This window comes from uncultured Mucilaginibacter sp. (assembly GCF_937859865.1).
Lineage (GTDB): Bacteria > Bacteroidota > Bacteroidia > Sphingobacteriales > Sphingobacteriaceae > Mucilaginibacter_A.
The window spans coordinates 1-14,975 of the sequence record NZ_CALMAT010000088.1; the positions used below are offsets into that span (position 1 = coordinate 1).

The 14,975-nt window shown below is 39.5% G+C and carries 12 protein-coding genes and 1 pseudogene; 8 read left to right on the forward strand and 5 right to left on the reverse strand.

Annotated elements, in window-relative coordinates:
• Both Q0192_RS09235 and Q0192_RS09240 read right to left on the reverse strand, forming a co-directional pair.
• Window positions 1–392: alpha-E domain-containing protein (locus Q0192_RS09235; protein WP_299289196.1), on the reverse strand; the 392-nt coding region annotated here is incomplete at its 3' end.
• Window positions 393–411: 19 nt separating this feature from the next.
• Complete coding sequence (locus tag Q0192_RS09240) at window positions 412–1,860, reverse strand: circularly permuted type 2 ATP-grasp protein (protein WP_299289197.1); 1,449 nt, start codon at window positions 1,858–1,860, stop codon at window positions 412–414.
• Window positions 1,861–2,255: 395 nt separating this feature from the next.
• Between Q0192_RS09240 and Q0192_RS09245 the strand changes: the two genes are divergently transcribed.
• Both Q0192_RS09245 and Q0192_RS09250 read left to right on the forward strand, forming a co-directional pair.
• Window positions 2,256–4,934 (forward strand): ThuA domain-containing protein, encoded by a 2,679-nt coding sequence (locus tag Q0192_RS09245; protein WP_299289198.1) that lies wholly within the window; start codon window positions 2,256–2,258, stop codon window positions 4,932–4,934.
• Between the two features lie 174 nt (window positions 4,935–5,108).
• Window positions 5,109–6,275 carry an aldose epimerase family protein gene (locus tag Q0192_RS09250; RefSeq protein WP_299289199.1) on the forward strand — a complete coding sequence of 389 codons (1,167 nt, stop codon included), beginning with the start codon at window positions 5,109–5,111 and terminating at the stop codon, window positions 6,273–6,275.
• 604 nt (window positions 6,276–6,879) lie between these two features.
• Here the strand turns inward: Q0192_RS09250 and Q0192_RS09255 are convergent.
• Entirely contained in the window at window positions 6,880–7,500 is a 621-nt protein-coding gene (locus tag Q0192_RS09255; protein WP_299289200.1) for a hypothetical protein, read from the reverse strand.
• An 82-nt stretch (window positions 7,501–7,582) separates the two neighbouring features.
• On the opposite strand from Q0192_RS09255, the gene Q0192_RS09260 reads away from it, so the two are divergent.
• Window positions 7,583–7,882 carry a hypothetical protein gene (locus Q0192_RS09260; RefSeq protein WP_299289201.1) on the forward strand — a complete coding sequence of 100 codons (300 nt, stop codon included), beginning with the start codon at window positions 7,583–7,585 and terminating at the stop codon, window positions 7,880–7,882.
• A gap of 408 nt (window positions 7,883–8,290) precedes the next feature.
• Here the strand turns inward: Q0192_RS09260 and Q0192_RS09265 are convergent, their stop codons facing one another.
• Window positions 8,291–8,494, reverse strand: a complete 204-nt coding sequence (locus tag Q0192_RS09265; RefSeq protein WP_299289202.1) for a hypothetical protein — start codon at window positions 8,492–8,494, stop codon at window positions 8,291–8,293.
• 403 nt (window positions 8,495–8,897) lie between these two features.
• Between Q0192_RS09265 and Q0192_RS09270 the strand changes: the two genes are divergently transcribed.
• From Q0192_RS09270 to Q0192_RS09290, 5 genes are all read left to right on the forward strand, one after another.
• Window positions 8,898–11,624 carry a hypothetical protein gene (locus tag Q0192_RS09270; RefSeq protein WP_299289203.1) on the forward strand — a complete coding sequence of 909 codons (2,727 nt, stop codon included), beginning with the start codon at window positions 8,898–8,900 and terminating at the stop codon, window positions 11,622–11,624.
• A 348-nt stretch (window positions 11,625–11,972) separates the two neighbouring features.
• Window positions 11,973–12,746 carry a hypothetical protein gene (locus tag Q0192_RS09275; protein ID WP_299289204.1) on the forward strand — a complete coding sequence of 258 codons (774 nt, stop codon included), beginning with the start codon at window positions 11,973–11,975 and terminating at the stop codon, window positions 12,744–12,746.
• Window positions 12,747–12,749: 3 nt separating this feature from the next.
• Window positions 12,750–13,535: a nucleotidyltransferase domain-containing protein gene (locus tag Q0192_RS09280; RefSeq protein WP_299289205.1), complete on the forward strand. Its 786-nt coding sequence runs from the start codon at window positions 12,750–12,752 to the stop codon at window positions 13,533–13,535.
• 529 nt (window positions 13,536–14,064) lie between these two features.
• Complete coding sequence (locus tag Q0192_RS09285) at window positions 14,065–14,277, forward strand: hypothetical protein (RefSeq protein ID WP_299289206.1); 213 nt, start codon at window positions 14,065–14,067, stop codon at window positions 14,275–14,277.
• 91 nt (window positions 14,278–14,368) lie between these two features.
• A complete protein-coding gene (locus Q0192_RS09290) occupies window positions 14,369–14,626 on the forward strand; it encodes a hypothetical protein (protein ID WP_299289207.1) in 258 nt (85 codons plus the stop codon).
• Window positions 14,627–14,717: 91 nt separating this feature from the next.
• Here the strand turns inward: Q0192_RS09290 and Q0192_RS09295 are convergent.
• A pseudogene (locus Q0192_RS09295) lies at window positions 14,718–14,975 on the reverse strand (carbamoyl phosphate synthase small subunit); the annotation flags it as partial.

Genomic DNA, 14,975 nt, shown 5'->3' on the forward strand with positions numbered 1-14,975 from the left:
ACAGAAATCGGGTCTTCGATCCTTAACGAATTTGATAAAAACTGATCGCGCACGCTGTGGTAAAACTCGTTCAGGCATTGCCACAATTCTTTGGTGATATGGTCTTGCACTGATCGCGCATTTTCCCGGCTTTGGGTAACCAGGTTAAAAACAGCATTGGTATTTTCCCGTTCTAAAACCATGTAACGCAACACTTCTCGTCCGTTTTTTTCCATTTTTACAATATCTTCCTCTTCGCAAAAAGAAAATATTTTGAGTACGGCACGCCAGGTAAAATCAGGGATATCATCCTGGGAATAAGCATAATTGATACGCAACATCCGCAAAATACCGTCGGAACGTTCCATATACCTCGACATCCAATACAAAGAATCCGCAACTCTGCTTAACATATTTTATCTTTTAGAAATCTTATTTACTTAATATCCAGGTATCCTTACTGCCGCCGCCTTGCGAAGAATTTACAACCAGCGAACCTTCGCGCAGTGCCACACGCGTTAAACCGCCGGGCACAATTTCAATTCCGTTTGGCCCGCAAAGGGCAAAAGGGCGCAAATCAATGCGGCGAGGTTGCAGTTTTCCGTTTAAATAACATGGCGCAGACGAAAGGCTGATGATCGGTTGCGCAATAAATTCGCGCGGGTTTGCCAGGATGGCTGCTTTAAAATCATCCATTTCTTTTTCGGATGCTGCACTGCCGATCAGCATCCCATATCCGCCGGATTCATTGGTTTTTTTGATCACCATCTTATTCATGTTGTTAAAAACATGCATTCGCTCGTCCTCATTGCTCAATTGGTAAGTGGGAACGTTTTTCAAAATCGGTTCTTCATTTAAATAATAACGAATCATTGCCGGAACATGAATATACACCGCTTTGTCATCGGCCACACCATTTCCGGGCGCGTCGACGATGGCTACGTTTCCTTTTCGATAGGCCGACATCAAGCCTGCAACGCCCAACAAACCATTTGGGTTAAATACCAACGGATCTAAAAATTCATCATCAACACGGCGGTAAATGACATCAACCTGTTGCAAGCCGCCGGTAGTTTTGGTGTAAACACGATGATTATGAACCACCAAATCACGGCCTTCAACCAGTTCGATGCCCATCAAACGGGCAAGCGTAGTATGTTCAAAATAAGCTGAATTATAAATCCCCGGCGTTAGCAAAACGATGTTTGGGTTTGAAACATGCCGCGGCGACAACGAAGCCAAATTTTTGTACAGCAACTGCGGATACTGCATCACCGTGCGTACATTGTTTTGCGGCAATAAATCAGGGAAAATCCGTTTAGTAATTTCCCGATTTTCCAACATGTAGGAAACACCGGAAGGCGTGCGCAAATTATCTTCCAACACATAAAACTCGCCATCAGCATCTCGGATAATATCAATACCGGCGATGTGGACATAAACATCGTGCGGTACGTTCAGCTCGTGCATTTCGCGCAAATAATGCGGGCAGGAATAAATCATGTCTATCGGCACAATTCCATCTTTCAAAATAAACTGTTTGTTGTAAATATCCTTGAGAAAAAGGTTCAAGGCTTTCAACCGTTGTTTGATACCGCGCTCAATGAAATCCCACTCAATAGAAGTGATGATGCGCGGAATTACATCAAAGGGAAAAATCTTTTCGATGCCTTCACCGCTTGAATAAACCGTAAACGTAATGCCCTGGTTCATGAACAGGCGGCGCGCCATTTCTTCTTTTCGGGTCAAATCTTCGGTGCTGATCTGCTTTAAAAACTCATATACCTTTTGATATGGAATCCTCACGCTGTTATCGGCACACATTTCGTCCCAAACGGTTGATGTTAAAGGGTATTGGTTTAAAAGTGAAGACGAATCCATAATCGTTTTTGAGGTTTTATTATTAAAACTGTTTTTAACGCAACAATTTTTTGAAAAAGTAGTGTTTATTTTTAACCCGCCCTAAAAATTAATTTAAAATAAAGTTTTTAGAAGCCTGGTTTTATAAACCGTAACGCCGATGCTTCTTTTATCACATAAAAATTAGTGGGCTTAATTGTTTTTTTAAAGATGCCAAACAGACACTGATTTTTTAGTGCTAAAAGAAGCATCATGTTTTTACAAATTGCAATTTTAAAAAAGGTAACTTATCGCTTTTTTTTACGGTCATCGCTTGAGGCAATAACCGCCTTATCTTTTACAGCTTATAAACTTTGTTTAAAAAATATTGTTAAAATTTGCAGTCCACACAACCAATTAACCAAACATTCCTGTTTATGCGATTTAAATTTACTTTGCTGTTTATCCTTGCTGTTTTCGCGCTTAGTTTTATCAAAATCCCGGTAAAACCTAAAGTGCTTGTTTTTACAAAAACTGCGGGCTTTCACCATGCCTCGATTCCGGCCGGTGTAAAAGCCATTATTAAATTGGGAAAAGAAAATGATTTTTTGGTTGATACCACTTCTGATGCCTCAAAAATTAATGAAAGCAATCTGGCTAAGTATGCAAGCGTTATATTTTTAAGCACAACCGGGAGTTTGCTTAACAATTACGAGCAGGCAGATTTGGAAAGGTACATGCAGGCAGGCGGTAATTTTGTTGGTATCCATGCTGCTTCCGATGCGGAATACGACTGGCATTGGTATGGCCGTTTGATAGGCGCTTATTTCGACGACCATCCGCAAATACAACCTGCCGTTTTGCACGTAACTGATAAAAACCATCCATCAACCCGTTCTTTGCCTAATGAATGGAAGCGGACCGACGAATGGTATAACTTCAAAAAAATCAGCCCGGACATCAAGGTTTTGATTAGCATTGATGAGAACAGTTACAAAGGCGGAACAAACGGGGCCAGCCATCCAATGGCCTGGTACCATAACTTTGAAGGCGGAAGGTCTTTTTACACGGAGCTTGGCCACACCGATGAATCTTATACTGACCCAACTTACCTGAAACATTTGTTGGGCGGCATCCAATACGCCATCGGAAACAATCAAAAACTGAATTATGCAAAGTGTACAACGCAGCGGGTGCCCGAAGAAAACCGTTTTGTAAAAACCAGTTTGGTGCAGGGCGTATTTTTTGAACCTACCGAAATGACTATTTTGCCCAACCTTGATATTTTGGTTGCCCAGCGCCGGGGCGAAATTTTGTTATATAAAAACAGTACCAAAAAGGTAAAACAGGTTGGTTTTTTACAGGCTTACTGGAAAACACATTTAAAAAACGTGAATGCCGAAGAAGGCGTTTTGGGCCTGCAAGCCGATCCTGATTTTAAAAACAACCATTTTGTCTACATCTATTATAGTCCGGTGGATACTTCGGTCAACCGCTTGTCGCGCTTTACTTTTGTAAACGATACGATTGATAACAAATCAGAAAAAGTGGTACTGCAATTGTATTCGCAAAGGGAAATATGCTGTCATACAGGCGGTTCTATTGCTTTTGGAAAAGACCGGCAGTTGTTTCTTTCTACCGGTGATAATTCTACGCCTTTTGATGAAGAAGGAAAACCGCCTTACAACACCCATAACTATGCGCCGCATGACGACCGGCCAGGCCATCAGCAATACGATTCCAGGCGTTCTGCCGGAAACTCCAATGACCTTCGCGGAAAAATCCTTCGGATAAAAGTAAAAGAAGACGGCAGTTACGAAATCCCCGAAGGAAACTTGTTTAAACCGGGCGAGGCAAACACCAGGCCCGAAATTTATGTAATGGGCGACAGGAACCCTTACCGGATCACAGTTGACCAAAAAAATAATTTTTTATATTGGGGAGAAGTTGGGCCGGATGCCAACAACGATAGCCTGAGCACCAGAGGCCCGCGTGGATACGACGAGCTAAACCAGGCCCGGAAAGCAGGCTTTTTTGGCTGGCCGCTTTTTATCGGCCCTAATATTCCTTACCGTCCGTTTGATTATGCAACCGGCCAATCCGGCGATGCTTATGATCCTGCACATCCTGTAAACAATTCGCGCAACAATACCGGTTTAAAAGTTTTGCCACCGGCTCAGCCTGCTTTTATCTGGTATCCGTATGGCGAATCGGCAGAATTTCCGCAGGTAGGCTCAGGCGGCCGGACGGCAATGGCAGGGCCGGTTTATTATACCGATTTGTACCCGAAAAACACGCGCTATCCGGATTACTTCAACAAAAAAGTTTTCTTTTACGAATGGATAAGGGGCTGGATAAAATTGTTGACGTTGCAGCCCAACGGCGATTTGGACAAGATGGAACCGTTTATGCAAAACACCAAATTTAACGGGGCGATTGATATGGAAACCGGACCGGACGGCAGGGTTTACGTTTTAGAATACGGCTCCGGTTGGTTTGCAAAAAACCCGGATGCAGGTTTGGCAAGGCTTGATTATAACTTAGGAAACCGGGCGCCGGAAGTGAAAAATATACTGGCAAACAAAGCATCCGGTACGCTGCCTTTTCCGGTTACGTTTACGGTTTTGGCAAAAGATCCGGAAAATGGTAAACTGACTTATGTTTGGAACCTCGGCAACGGTATCAAAAAACAAACTTTGGTGCCAAAGCTAATTTACACTTATACCAAAAAAGGAAATTACAATGTTTCTGTTGAGGTTAAGGACGAACAAAATGCCACGGCAAAAAGCAAAACGGTCAGTATTTTAGCGGGGGATTTTGCGCCCGACATGAAAGTTAAATTGGCTGATTTGAAAGCAAACAATGCAGGCAAAGCGTTGATGTTATCGTTGGATTGCAAGGGTTGCCACAGTGTAAATGAGCGTTCAATTGGCCCGGCATTTACAGATGTGGCCAAAAAATATCCGAAGAACAATGCCTCGTTCACGCATTTAAGCAACAAGATCATCCAGGGAGGAGCGGGCGTTTGGGGCGATGTAGCGATGCCCGCACATCCAAACCTGAAACCGGCAGAAACCAAACAGATCATCAATTGGATACTTTCACTTAAACAATAAAATTCCTGATGCTTCTTTTACCGGCTAAATTTTAGTGTGGTAAAAGAAGCATCAGGATTTAATAATCTGCAGTTGAACATATCTTAAAAATTAAACATCATTTATTTTTTTACTGATCTTGTTTGTTCTGATCTTATAAAACCCAATCGGCACAATTCTAATTTGATTAAACTTATGGCCTATTTAAAAAACTGTATCCTGTCGGCAATTGTATTGTTTCTGATGACCAGTTGTCAGCAACCTTCCACTAAAAACGCGGGAAACCAAACTATGAACCAGGTAGAAATTCCAGACTCCAACAATTTTAAACAAACGGTTGAAGGCAAACCAGTACACCTTTACACCATTAGCAACGGCAAAATTAAAGCGGCGATTACCAATTTTGGCGGAAGGTTGGTCAGCTTGCTGGTGCCGGACAGCAGCGGAAAAATTACCGATGTGGTTTTAGGCTACAACAGTTTAAAAGATTATCAGCAATACACCAAAAATGGCGCTTACTTTGGCGCTTTGATTGGACGTTATGGCAACCGCATTGCCAAAGGAAAATTTACGTTGGATGGAAAAAGCTACCAGTTAGCCATCAATAATGCGCCAAATGCGTTGCACGGCGGGCCAAAAGGTTTTTCGACCGTAGTTTGGGACGTGGTAAAAACTACGCCAAACAGTATCGAACTGCATTATTTGGCCAAAGACGGCGAGGAAGGTTATCCCGGAAACCTGAATGTTAACGTAACTTATGCTTTAAGCGATGACAACGCATTGTCCATCACTTACAAAGCCACAACGGATAAAGCGACCGTTTTAAACCTCACCAACCACTCATACTTTAACTTGAACGGGGAAGGCAGCGGAACGATTAACGATCATTTGCTTCAAATTAATGCCAGTCAGTTTACACCGGTTGATGCGACATTGATCCCGACAGGAAAGTTGGAACCGGTTGCCGGAACGCCGTTCGATTTTACCAAACCAGAAAAAATAGGGGCGAGGATTGACGCAAAAGACCAGCAGTTAGCATTTGGCGGAGGCTACGACCATAATTTTGTGTTGGATGCAAAAGAAAAAGGCCAGCATTTGGCAGTAACCCCTGTGGGCGATAAAAGCGGCATCGAAATGCAGGTTTATACCAACCAGCCCGGCATCCAATTTTATGGCGGCAACTTTTTGGAAGGCGGCGACAAAGGCAAAAGCGGAAAAGCCTACGAGCATCGTACCGCGTTATGTTTAGAAACACAGCATTTCCCGGATTCTCCAAACCAACCGCAATTTCCAACTACGACTTTAAAAGCTGGGGAAACTTTTAATTCTACCACTTCTTATAAATTTCCTGAGAAGAAGTAACGAATTTAGGTTGCTAAAAGAAGCATCTGTTTCAGCATTAAAAGGGGCGATTTAACGATCGCCTTTTTTTTATGTATCAGTTTTTTGGTTGGTTCTTTTTAATTAAGCAAAAAGAACGAAATGCAGGGCTAAAAGCCCAATGGAACATTTTAAATGATAAAAGAAGCAAACCTGCGGTTGCTTGGTTTTACGTTCTTTTGTCTTGATACAAAAGAACCAAAAATCAAGCATTTCGGATCGCCTCCGGGCGGCATTCAGCCCACCACGCCTGGGTGGCTACCTTTATGATGATGACCTTGTAAGTGTTGAATGTCCTGATGCTGATTGCTAACATCTACACCAATTCAACCCAACCGATTTAAAACATTCCATATCGTTTATTTAGAGCTATTTGCAAGGTAGCCACCCAGGCGCGGGAAGGCCCGACAAAACGCCCGGAGGGATCGGGTTTGTCTTGAATTTTTGGTTCTTTTTGTTCAAGCAAAAAGAACGTTAAATCTAATTTGAAAGTAAACAATAATCTATAATATTCAACCTAAAAAACACCTGATAAAAACAGTAGCGGCCTTTCATCAAAGCTGCCGCTACTGTTAAACCCAAGCCATCATTGTACAATCCGCGATAAAATATCCGAATAAGCCAGCTGATCTTTGCGGCCAATGGAACCCACACGTGCATAAACCCGTGTTCCGCTCGGCAAATCGCTGAACACGGTTGTAACGGTAGAAGTTACCCAGGTAATCCAAGCCGCGTTTTCATCCGGTGCCGTCAGGCAATATTCATGGCTGTACATAATAGCCTGCGCAACGCCTTTTACGGTAGATTTTATTTCGCCCAGGTTCAGGCCATCCGTCAGTTTAAAACCGGTTGGTGCCAGCATCGCCGGTACGCTGTCGCCGTTGGCGGCCAGGTCAAACCCGGTAGAAACCAATTTTGCCTGATTGCCCAACGCCAGTCCTTCCAGATTGATCGCCAGCAAACGCATGGTGCCCAGCAACGAATCTTTATCCTGGTTTTTGAGGGCAATGGCTGCACGGTCGCCGTTGGATGCCGCCACCAAATTGTTAGAATACGTGTTTTTCACCGTTGTAAAATCTGCCAGGGAAGGCAAGGTAGCCGGAAAATCCAAGTTGCCGGTTAAACTGGCGATGATTTTTCCGCCTTTCAAATCCAGGTTAGATTCACTCAGTTTCGAGTAATCTTTGATCAGGGTAATGTATTTCATAACTTTATTTTTTTGCTTACCCGAAACCATTTTCGGGCGATCTGACGAAGCTAATACTCCTTTTAGCCACTAAAAAACAAGTTTGAGCCGCATTACCAGTCGGGCCTGCACCTTACGTTTCTTTACCAAAAACTACGTTCCTTTAACAGATTACAAAGTTTTTGAGCTTTACTGTCTGCGTTTGCGCTTGGCCGATAACAGCTACCATTTTCTACTGTTTTTTTCACTGGAAAAGGCTTTTTCGTGTGGAGAAAGAGGCTTTTCTAAAGGAGAATCTCCTGTTTCCGGTGGAGAAAGAGGCTTTTCTAAGGGAGAACACAGGCTTTCCTGCGGAGAAAGAGGCTTTTACTGTGGAGAGAAGCTTGTTTCCAGAGACGAATAAGGCTTTTCCTGTGGAGAACCTCCTGTTTCGGGCTACGAATCTGCACTTTCCTGTGGAGAATGCCGCTTTTACTGCGGAGGAACAGAGCCTTCCTGCGGGGAATAAGCCTTTTCTACACAGGTTTTAAGCTGCTAAAAACAGTTAAGGCAAATGGATAGGCTGGCCAGTTCGTGTTATCCTGAACTTGTTTTAGGATCCCTGATACAAAATAAAACTTGTTAATCCTTGGCCGGGATTTGCAATTACGGGTGTAGATAAAACCAACAAGGTTTTAAAAACCTTGTTGGTTTATAGAAGCTTAACCAAGCACAATTTTTAGCCGATAAACGAAGCATGATAAACCCTTAAAACAAAAAATGCCCTTCCTAAGCAAGAAGCGCATCCGGGTATAGTTAAAAATTGAATTTTCTACTGGCTCAAATGGAACTCCAGCTGTTCGCGGGTTAAGCGGTACTCTTCGCAAAGCTGGTAAATGTTCAGGCGTTCCACGCCGTGTTTGGTACAAAAGCGGTTCAGCTCCTGGCGGCAGTTGGTTTCGCATTGCTTGGTTAGCTTGTGTATATGCTGCCAGGTAATAAACAGTGGCAAAGGTTTAACAACAGGGCTTTCCATAGCTTGAGGGGTTTAGGTGATTAGAAGATGAATAATTCAGGTTTATAACGGTGGGCGTTTGTACGTAGGTATTATAGTATAGGTTACTGAAAAGGAGAGGGTTAAAGAAATAATATTATTTAACCAGTCGCTGTTAGTTAGGATCGGTGATCCCATAGTTGTAAACAGCGATGCTTCTTTTATCGACTAAATTTCTGGTTGTCTCAACTTGTTAAAAGTTTGAGTTGGGCGCGTAATTGAAAGTAATTGATTATAATGAGTAAAGGACTGAAAATTCTTGGCTCACAGGACAAGATTGCAAATCACGTTTATCAGAGTTTTTTCTGCTTTAGTTTTCTTAAAAATGTAATTCTACGTACAGATAGCGTTTTCCTAACTATTGTTATCTTGTGCCTACAATTTTATGGCAAAACAGAATTACAGTGACGAGCTTGAGAAACTTAAAGAATACTTAAAAAGCGAAAGTGGCGAAAAATCCCGGCAGCATTATTTGTATCCGCTATTCCTAAAGCTATTTAAAGACAAATTTAAAATTGAAGGCGATGCAAATGGCGCAGATGGTTATGTAGAAGGCGCATTAATCATCGAATCAAAATCAACCTTTCAGCAATGGACGGAAGGTTTTTATCAAGCCTTGCATTATCAGCGTAAATTTGGTTTAACCTACAATACTATTATCGTTATTGCACACAAGTACGTTGGCATTTGGAAACTGAACAAATTACCGGAATACGCAACTATTTTAGCACATACAGCAAGTGTACAACTGGCACCAAATGTTGTAGGAAAAGAAAATGCCCGAAAAACCAACGCAGCAAATAAAATAGAAATTAAAAACGCAGCCTTTTACTGGCTGGAACCAAAAGATTTAGAAGGCAATATTTTTGCCGGTGCGCGTAACCTAACGGTAGAATCATTTGAGATATTAAAGATTTTAAATAACCTGGATTCGGACAGGTTACAAATTAATACGCACAATTTTATCGATGCTATTGAGCGGATGAAACGCTTTTTTGAACATCCGATTGATGCCGTACATGCTTTTTATGCTATTGTGCCTTATTGGGACATTACCTCAACAGTAGCCGAAACAGAAAACGGCGAAATTCGTGTAGTTGGATTTAAAGGAAACCGGATGAGCGAAACAGTTCAAATTTCGCCTAAACATGTTCATGATTTTAAAAAGTTTATCCAAACACAATACGTTTTTACAAATGAAGGAAGCGGTTTAACAGCCGATTATTACTTCAGTCGTTTTGATGAAGTAATGGCTGTTATCGATCCAGAATATGTAAAACAACATGGTATCTTTTTTACCGATCGCAACTTGAGCAAGTTTGCTTTATGGTTTGCCAAACATCATTTTCCCGGCAATATTAATGAAGATTATATTGTGTTTGATCCTGCTGCCGGTTCCGGCAATTTGGTAAGCAGTTGGCGTGGGAAATTGAAACATAAAATTGTTTCGGAATTACAACCCGATTTGCTTCGTACGATTGAACGAAGGATGAAAGCTGATCCTTTTCATTTGGAAACCGGTTTTACAATCATTCCAAAAACTTCTTCCAACAAAGGATTGAATTTTATCGATCATCCGGCGGCTGATTATTTAGCGGAATTAACAAAGGAATTAAGACTAACAAACGTAGCGTTGGATAAACCAATTGCTTTTCTTTTAAATCCGCCTTATAAAAATACCGACGAAAAGCAGGAAGTGCGCGAGCAAACCGAATCGCATTACGAAATAGATCCTTCTATACTGCAACTAACCGGAGAAGATGCTGGCAAAGAGCGTTATCTTGCTTTTTTAGGCCAGATTATTAATATGTCTAAAGCACAGAATCTTCAAAACCCAGATTTGAAACCTATTGTGATGGTTTTTACGCCAACTTCCTGGTTAATCCCAAGAGCAAATTATATTGATTTTAGAAAAGCATGGGATCAGCATTTTAAATATCACAACGGTTTTATTGTAACCAGCAACGAATGGTTTAAACTAAACGGAAAATGGCCCTTGGCTTTTACCATTTGGGCTTACGAACCAGATGAAACCGGAAATAAAAACGAAATAATTGTAAGCGACTTAACCCATTTGAGCCGGCCAGACCTCAACATCAACTGGAATGATGAAGATGAAAAAGTAGAAAAAGAATTATTTAAGGTGCTAAAAACAGTATCAGAAGTTAAGCTTGATAATTCAAAAGGAAGTATAAAAAATAGTGTTAATCAAATGCAATTCGCATTTAAGCGTGATCCTACTAAAACCGAAATTGAATCAAGATTAATAATAGGAGGTCTTCCTTTAACAGATGAGAGAAGGGGAAACAAGAAAACCTACGGCATACCTAATTCTTCATTTGTAGGATTTATGGATGATAATACACCTGTTAGAGTTAACGAGGATCGCTATAAAAGAACAAGTATTAAACCTGATAGAGTGTGGTTTCAATTACGGCCAACTTTTATTGATGTAAACTTAACTAAAATACAAACTGGGCCACAAGATAAATATGGTTATTGTGCTTATGATTTAGCTTCTGCAAGATTAACATTTACTTGGTTTGCTATTACAAAAGCATTGAATGGCGCTTATCCTGTTTGGGCGAATCAATATGATATATGGCCGCCTCAAATTAAACCAAAATCAGAAAGCTATTGGTATTCCCTGTGTTTCGCCTTTGTACTGGCAGAAAACCGTTGTGTAGTTACCAAGTTTGAAGAAAATAACCCGGTAAAAGGAGCACCGGAAGTTTTTGTTGATAATCCGCTTTGTCCAACTAATAGAAACAGTTTTTGGAACACAACTTTAGATGCCGAAATTGCAAAAGAACCAGATGCTGCTTTTTTACTGGTCGAAAAAATAAAAGAACTTTACCGCTATTGGAACTTGAATTATTGCAAAGGCCAATACTTGTACAATGTTGGTTTGCAAAATGAGCCGTATTTTAAATACTTTGATTATCCTGATTTCCTGACACCATACAGCGGTTTGATACAAATCAGAAAATATGCAGAACAGGAAGGTTTAACAGATTTGCTTGAATTGTTTTTAGAAGTAATTAAATTGACTAAGCTGGTAAAAGCAGAAATCTATCGGTTGTTGGTTAAAGAGTTTAAATATTTTGACTGATCTAAAAACCAGTAGACCGCAAAGACCGGGAACTGAATTTTGAAGATATTTTTTATTTTAGGCAAATGATTGTAGCATTGATAGAAACGGGTAGGGTGATGAGGTGGAGATAATGTGATGTAATGCACCTGCTTTGTTAAAACTGTTAGTAAATGTTAAAATGTGGAAAACTAATACTAAAAAAAACAGTAAGCTTTATTTATATTTGAGTTATAAATGAATTAATAATAAGAACTAATATATTTGATACTAAAAGTAGGAATGTGGATTAAACTGTTATTTAAATATTTCTTGAAAAACTGAATATGCTATTCAACAATTATATCTAAAATTTATAATTCTTAACTGATGAAATCAAACTACGAAAGAGTTACAAATCTTAATCAAAATAAGAAGCTGATTCTATATGTTTCAACAACAATTACCCTATTACTTACAATTAATGAAAAATACGAAATCGCAAAAAATAATGTCTTTTTATTAGATTATGTTCCAGTCATTGTTGCGTTAAATTTAATTCTAATAGTAACGTATTTAGCTCTTGATTTTAGAGCTACATATATATACTCAAAAGCAGAACGTAATAGAACGTTACAATATTTAGATAATTCTTTTGATACAAACTTTGCTGGAAAAAAACTTGAAAATTATTTTACTCAAGACAAATTAAATCCTGGATTCTTTAAATTGTCAATTAATTGCTTTGAAAACACGTTTCACACATTTAACATCACTCGTGAAATGCAACCTTTAGCTTATTTGAAAGCAGGAATTGTAATTATTATATTTGTTTTCTCAGCAGCCGTCGGTGATAAAGGAATTGTTAGATCATTGATTGAAGCTATTTTACCAATAACTCTTTTGCAAGATGCAGCTAAACTTTCCTTTTTTACCTCAAGGTTAGAGACTTTGTTTGAAAATTTTAAATCTTTCTTCACAAATATAAAGAACTCGGATTTTGATAAACGCGAACCTGAGGCTATGCGATATGTTATTGAATACGAAACAACTTTGGCATGGGCTTCTATACCTTTAGATAGTAATATCTTTCTTTCTAAACGTGATCAATTAACAGTTGATTGGGAAGAATTAAAATTAGAATATAACATAAATAAAAATTAAAGCATGAGTATTAATAGTCATTTAGTAACTACTGCAGGTAGTCTAATTATCACGCAAACAGAAAGAGATGTAATAGATAATCATATAACAGCATTAAAAAACAAGCTTAGTTCTTATTTTGATAAAGATACATTTGAAGAACAATTTACTTTTGGATCATATGCTAGAAAAACACTTATGCCTAGAAGAGCTGACCCTGCTTCTGATGTTGACTTTATGCTTGTATTCAAAAATAAATCATATCAACCTGCTACATACTTGCGTTATTTGAGAGAGTTTGCTGTTGAAAAATATTATAGCTCTGAAATTTACCAGTCTCATCCTACGATTGTTTTAGAACTTTCTAAAATTAAAATTGAATTAGTGCCTTCAATTAAATCTGCTTGGGACGATTATCAGATTCCAGCACCAAGTAGTAACTACGAAGCATGGTTAACTACCCATCCAACTATATTTAATGCTACTTTAAGTTCTAAAAATACCGCTGAAAAAAGTTTGATTCGACCACTTGTAAGAATTATGAAATACTGGAATGCCGCCAATGATCACGTATATAGCTCTTATGAGTTAGAAGGTTTGATAGCAAATCATTTTTATTACTATTGCAATAGTCTATGGGATTACTTCAATAGCTTTGTTTCTTCATTGTCAACATATGGAAAACCTTCTTATAAAGTTACCAAAATTGAAAAGCTAAAAAATGTTGTTTCGGAAGCTAAACAACTTGATGCAAACGGGTATCCTTCTATAGCGGAAAATAAGCTAAAAGAAGTCATACCTGTTTATTAAAATAAATATAATCTTGCTGGTCATAATTTGCAATCCAACCTTTGAACTTAATATCTGTCATCCGCAAAAAAAGAAACCAGTAATCACCTTCCCCAAAAAAACACCGATAAAAACAGTATTTCCTGTATTTTGAGAAACAATACTGTAAAATAATTACTAACTCGTTTTGCTAAAGAAACATACCCCTAAGCCCTCTCGGAGAGGGGAAGCATGGCGGCCATCGTTCTGGCGGCATTTATAAAGTTGAAAGAAGATCCTTCGACAAGCTCAGGATGACAGTACAGCGGACGAAAAAATAGTCGATAAAAGAAGCATCCAAAAGAAACGATTAGCCGCAAGAAAAGGAAACTTGCAAGGTCATCACCCAAGTAGGTAGGGCTGAACAAACGCACGGAGGGATCGGGTTGTTCTTGATTTATGTATCAAAACAAAAGAACGTAATACCAGCAGCCGCAGGTTTGCCAAAAGGATTAAAAACCTTTAGTTTAGTGTAATTTCTGACCAACAAGTAAATAATTTAAGTTTCTTCATGAGCACAACAGAAATCATCAAAGAAATACAAACCTTACCTGTTGAAAGCAGGTGGACGATTATTGAACAAACACTGCGTTCGATTAAAGAAGCAGGAAACCAAAACCTGTTGCAGGAAGCTGCTGAAAGCCTGTATCATGATTATCGCAACGATAAAGAGTTAACGGCTTTTACTAATTTAGACTTGGAAGGGTTTTATGAAGCAAGGTGAGATTTGGTTAATCAGCCCTTGATCCAACCATTGGTTCGGAAATCAGAAAAACACGTCCGGCTATTATCGTAAACGATAACCAGTTGGTCCTTTGAGCTTGGGATCTATGATCCGCAAAAAAGAAATCAATAATCACCTTTCCCAAAAAAACACCGATAAAAACAGTATTTCCTGTATTTTGAGAAATAATACTGTAAAGCAATTACCAACTGTTTTACTAAAGAACACACCCCTAAGCCCTCTCGGAGAGGGGAAGCATGGCGGCCATCGTTCTGGCGGCATTTATAAAGTTGAAAGAAGATCCTTCGACAAGCTCAGGATGACAGTACAGCGGACGAAAAACAGTTGATAAAAGAAGTAGCCAAAAGAAATGAACCATTGTAAAATAACCATCAATTTTTGGTCTTTCTAACTTTTGGTCTTTCTAACTTCCCGACTTCCTAACTTTCCAACTTCTTCCCCATCATCGCCACAAAATCATCAAACAAATACCTCGAATCATGCGGGCCGGGGGAAGCTTCCGGGTGATATTGCACCGAAAACGCGTTCTTGCCTTTTACACGGATGCCTTCAATCGAATTATCATTCAGGTTGATATGCGTAATTTCTACTTTGTCAGAATTTTTAACCGCATCCTGCACTACGCCAAAACCATGATTTTGGGAAGTTACTTCGCAATGGTTTTTAATGATATTTTT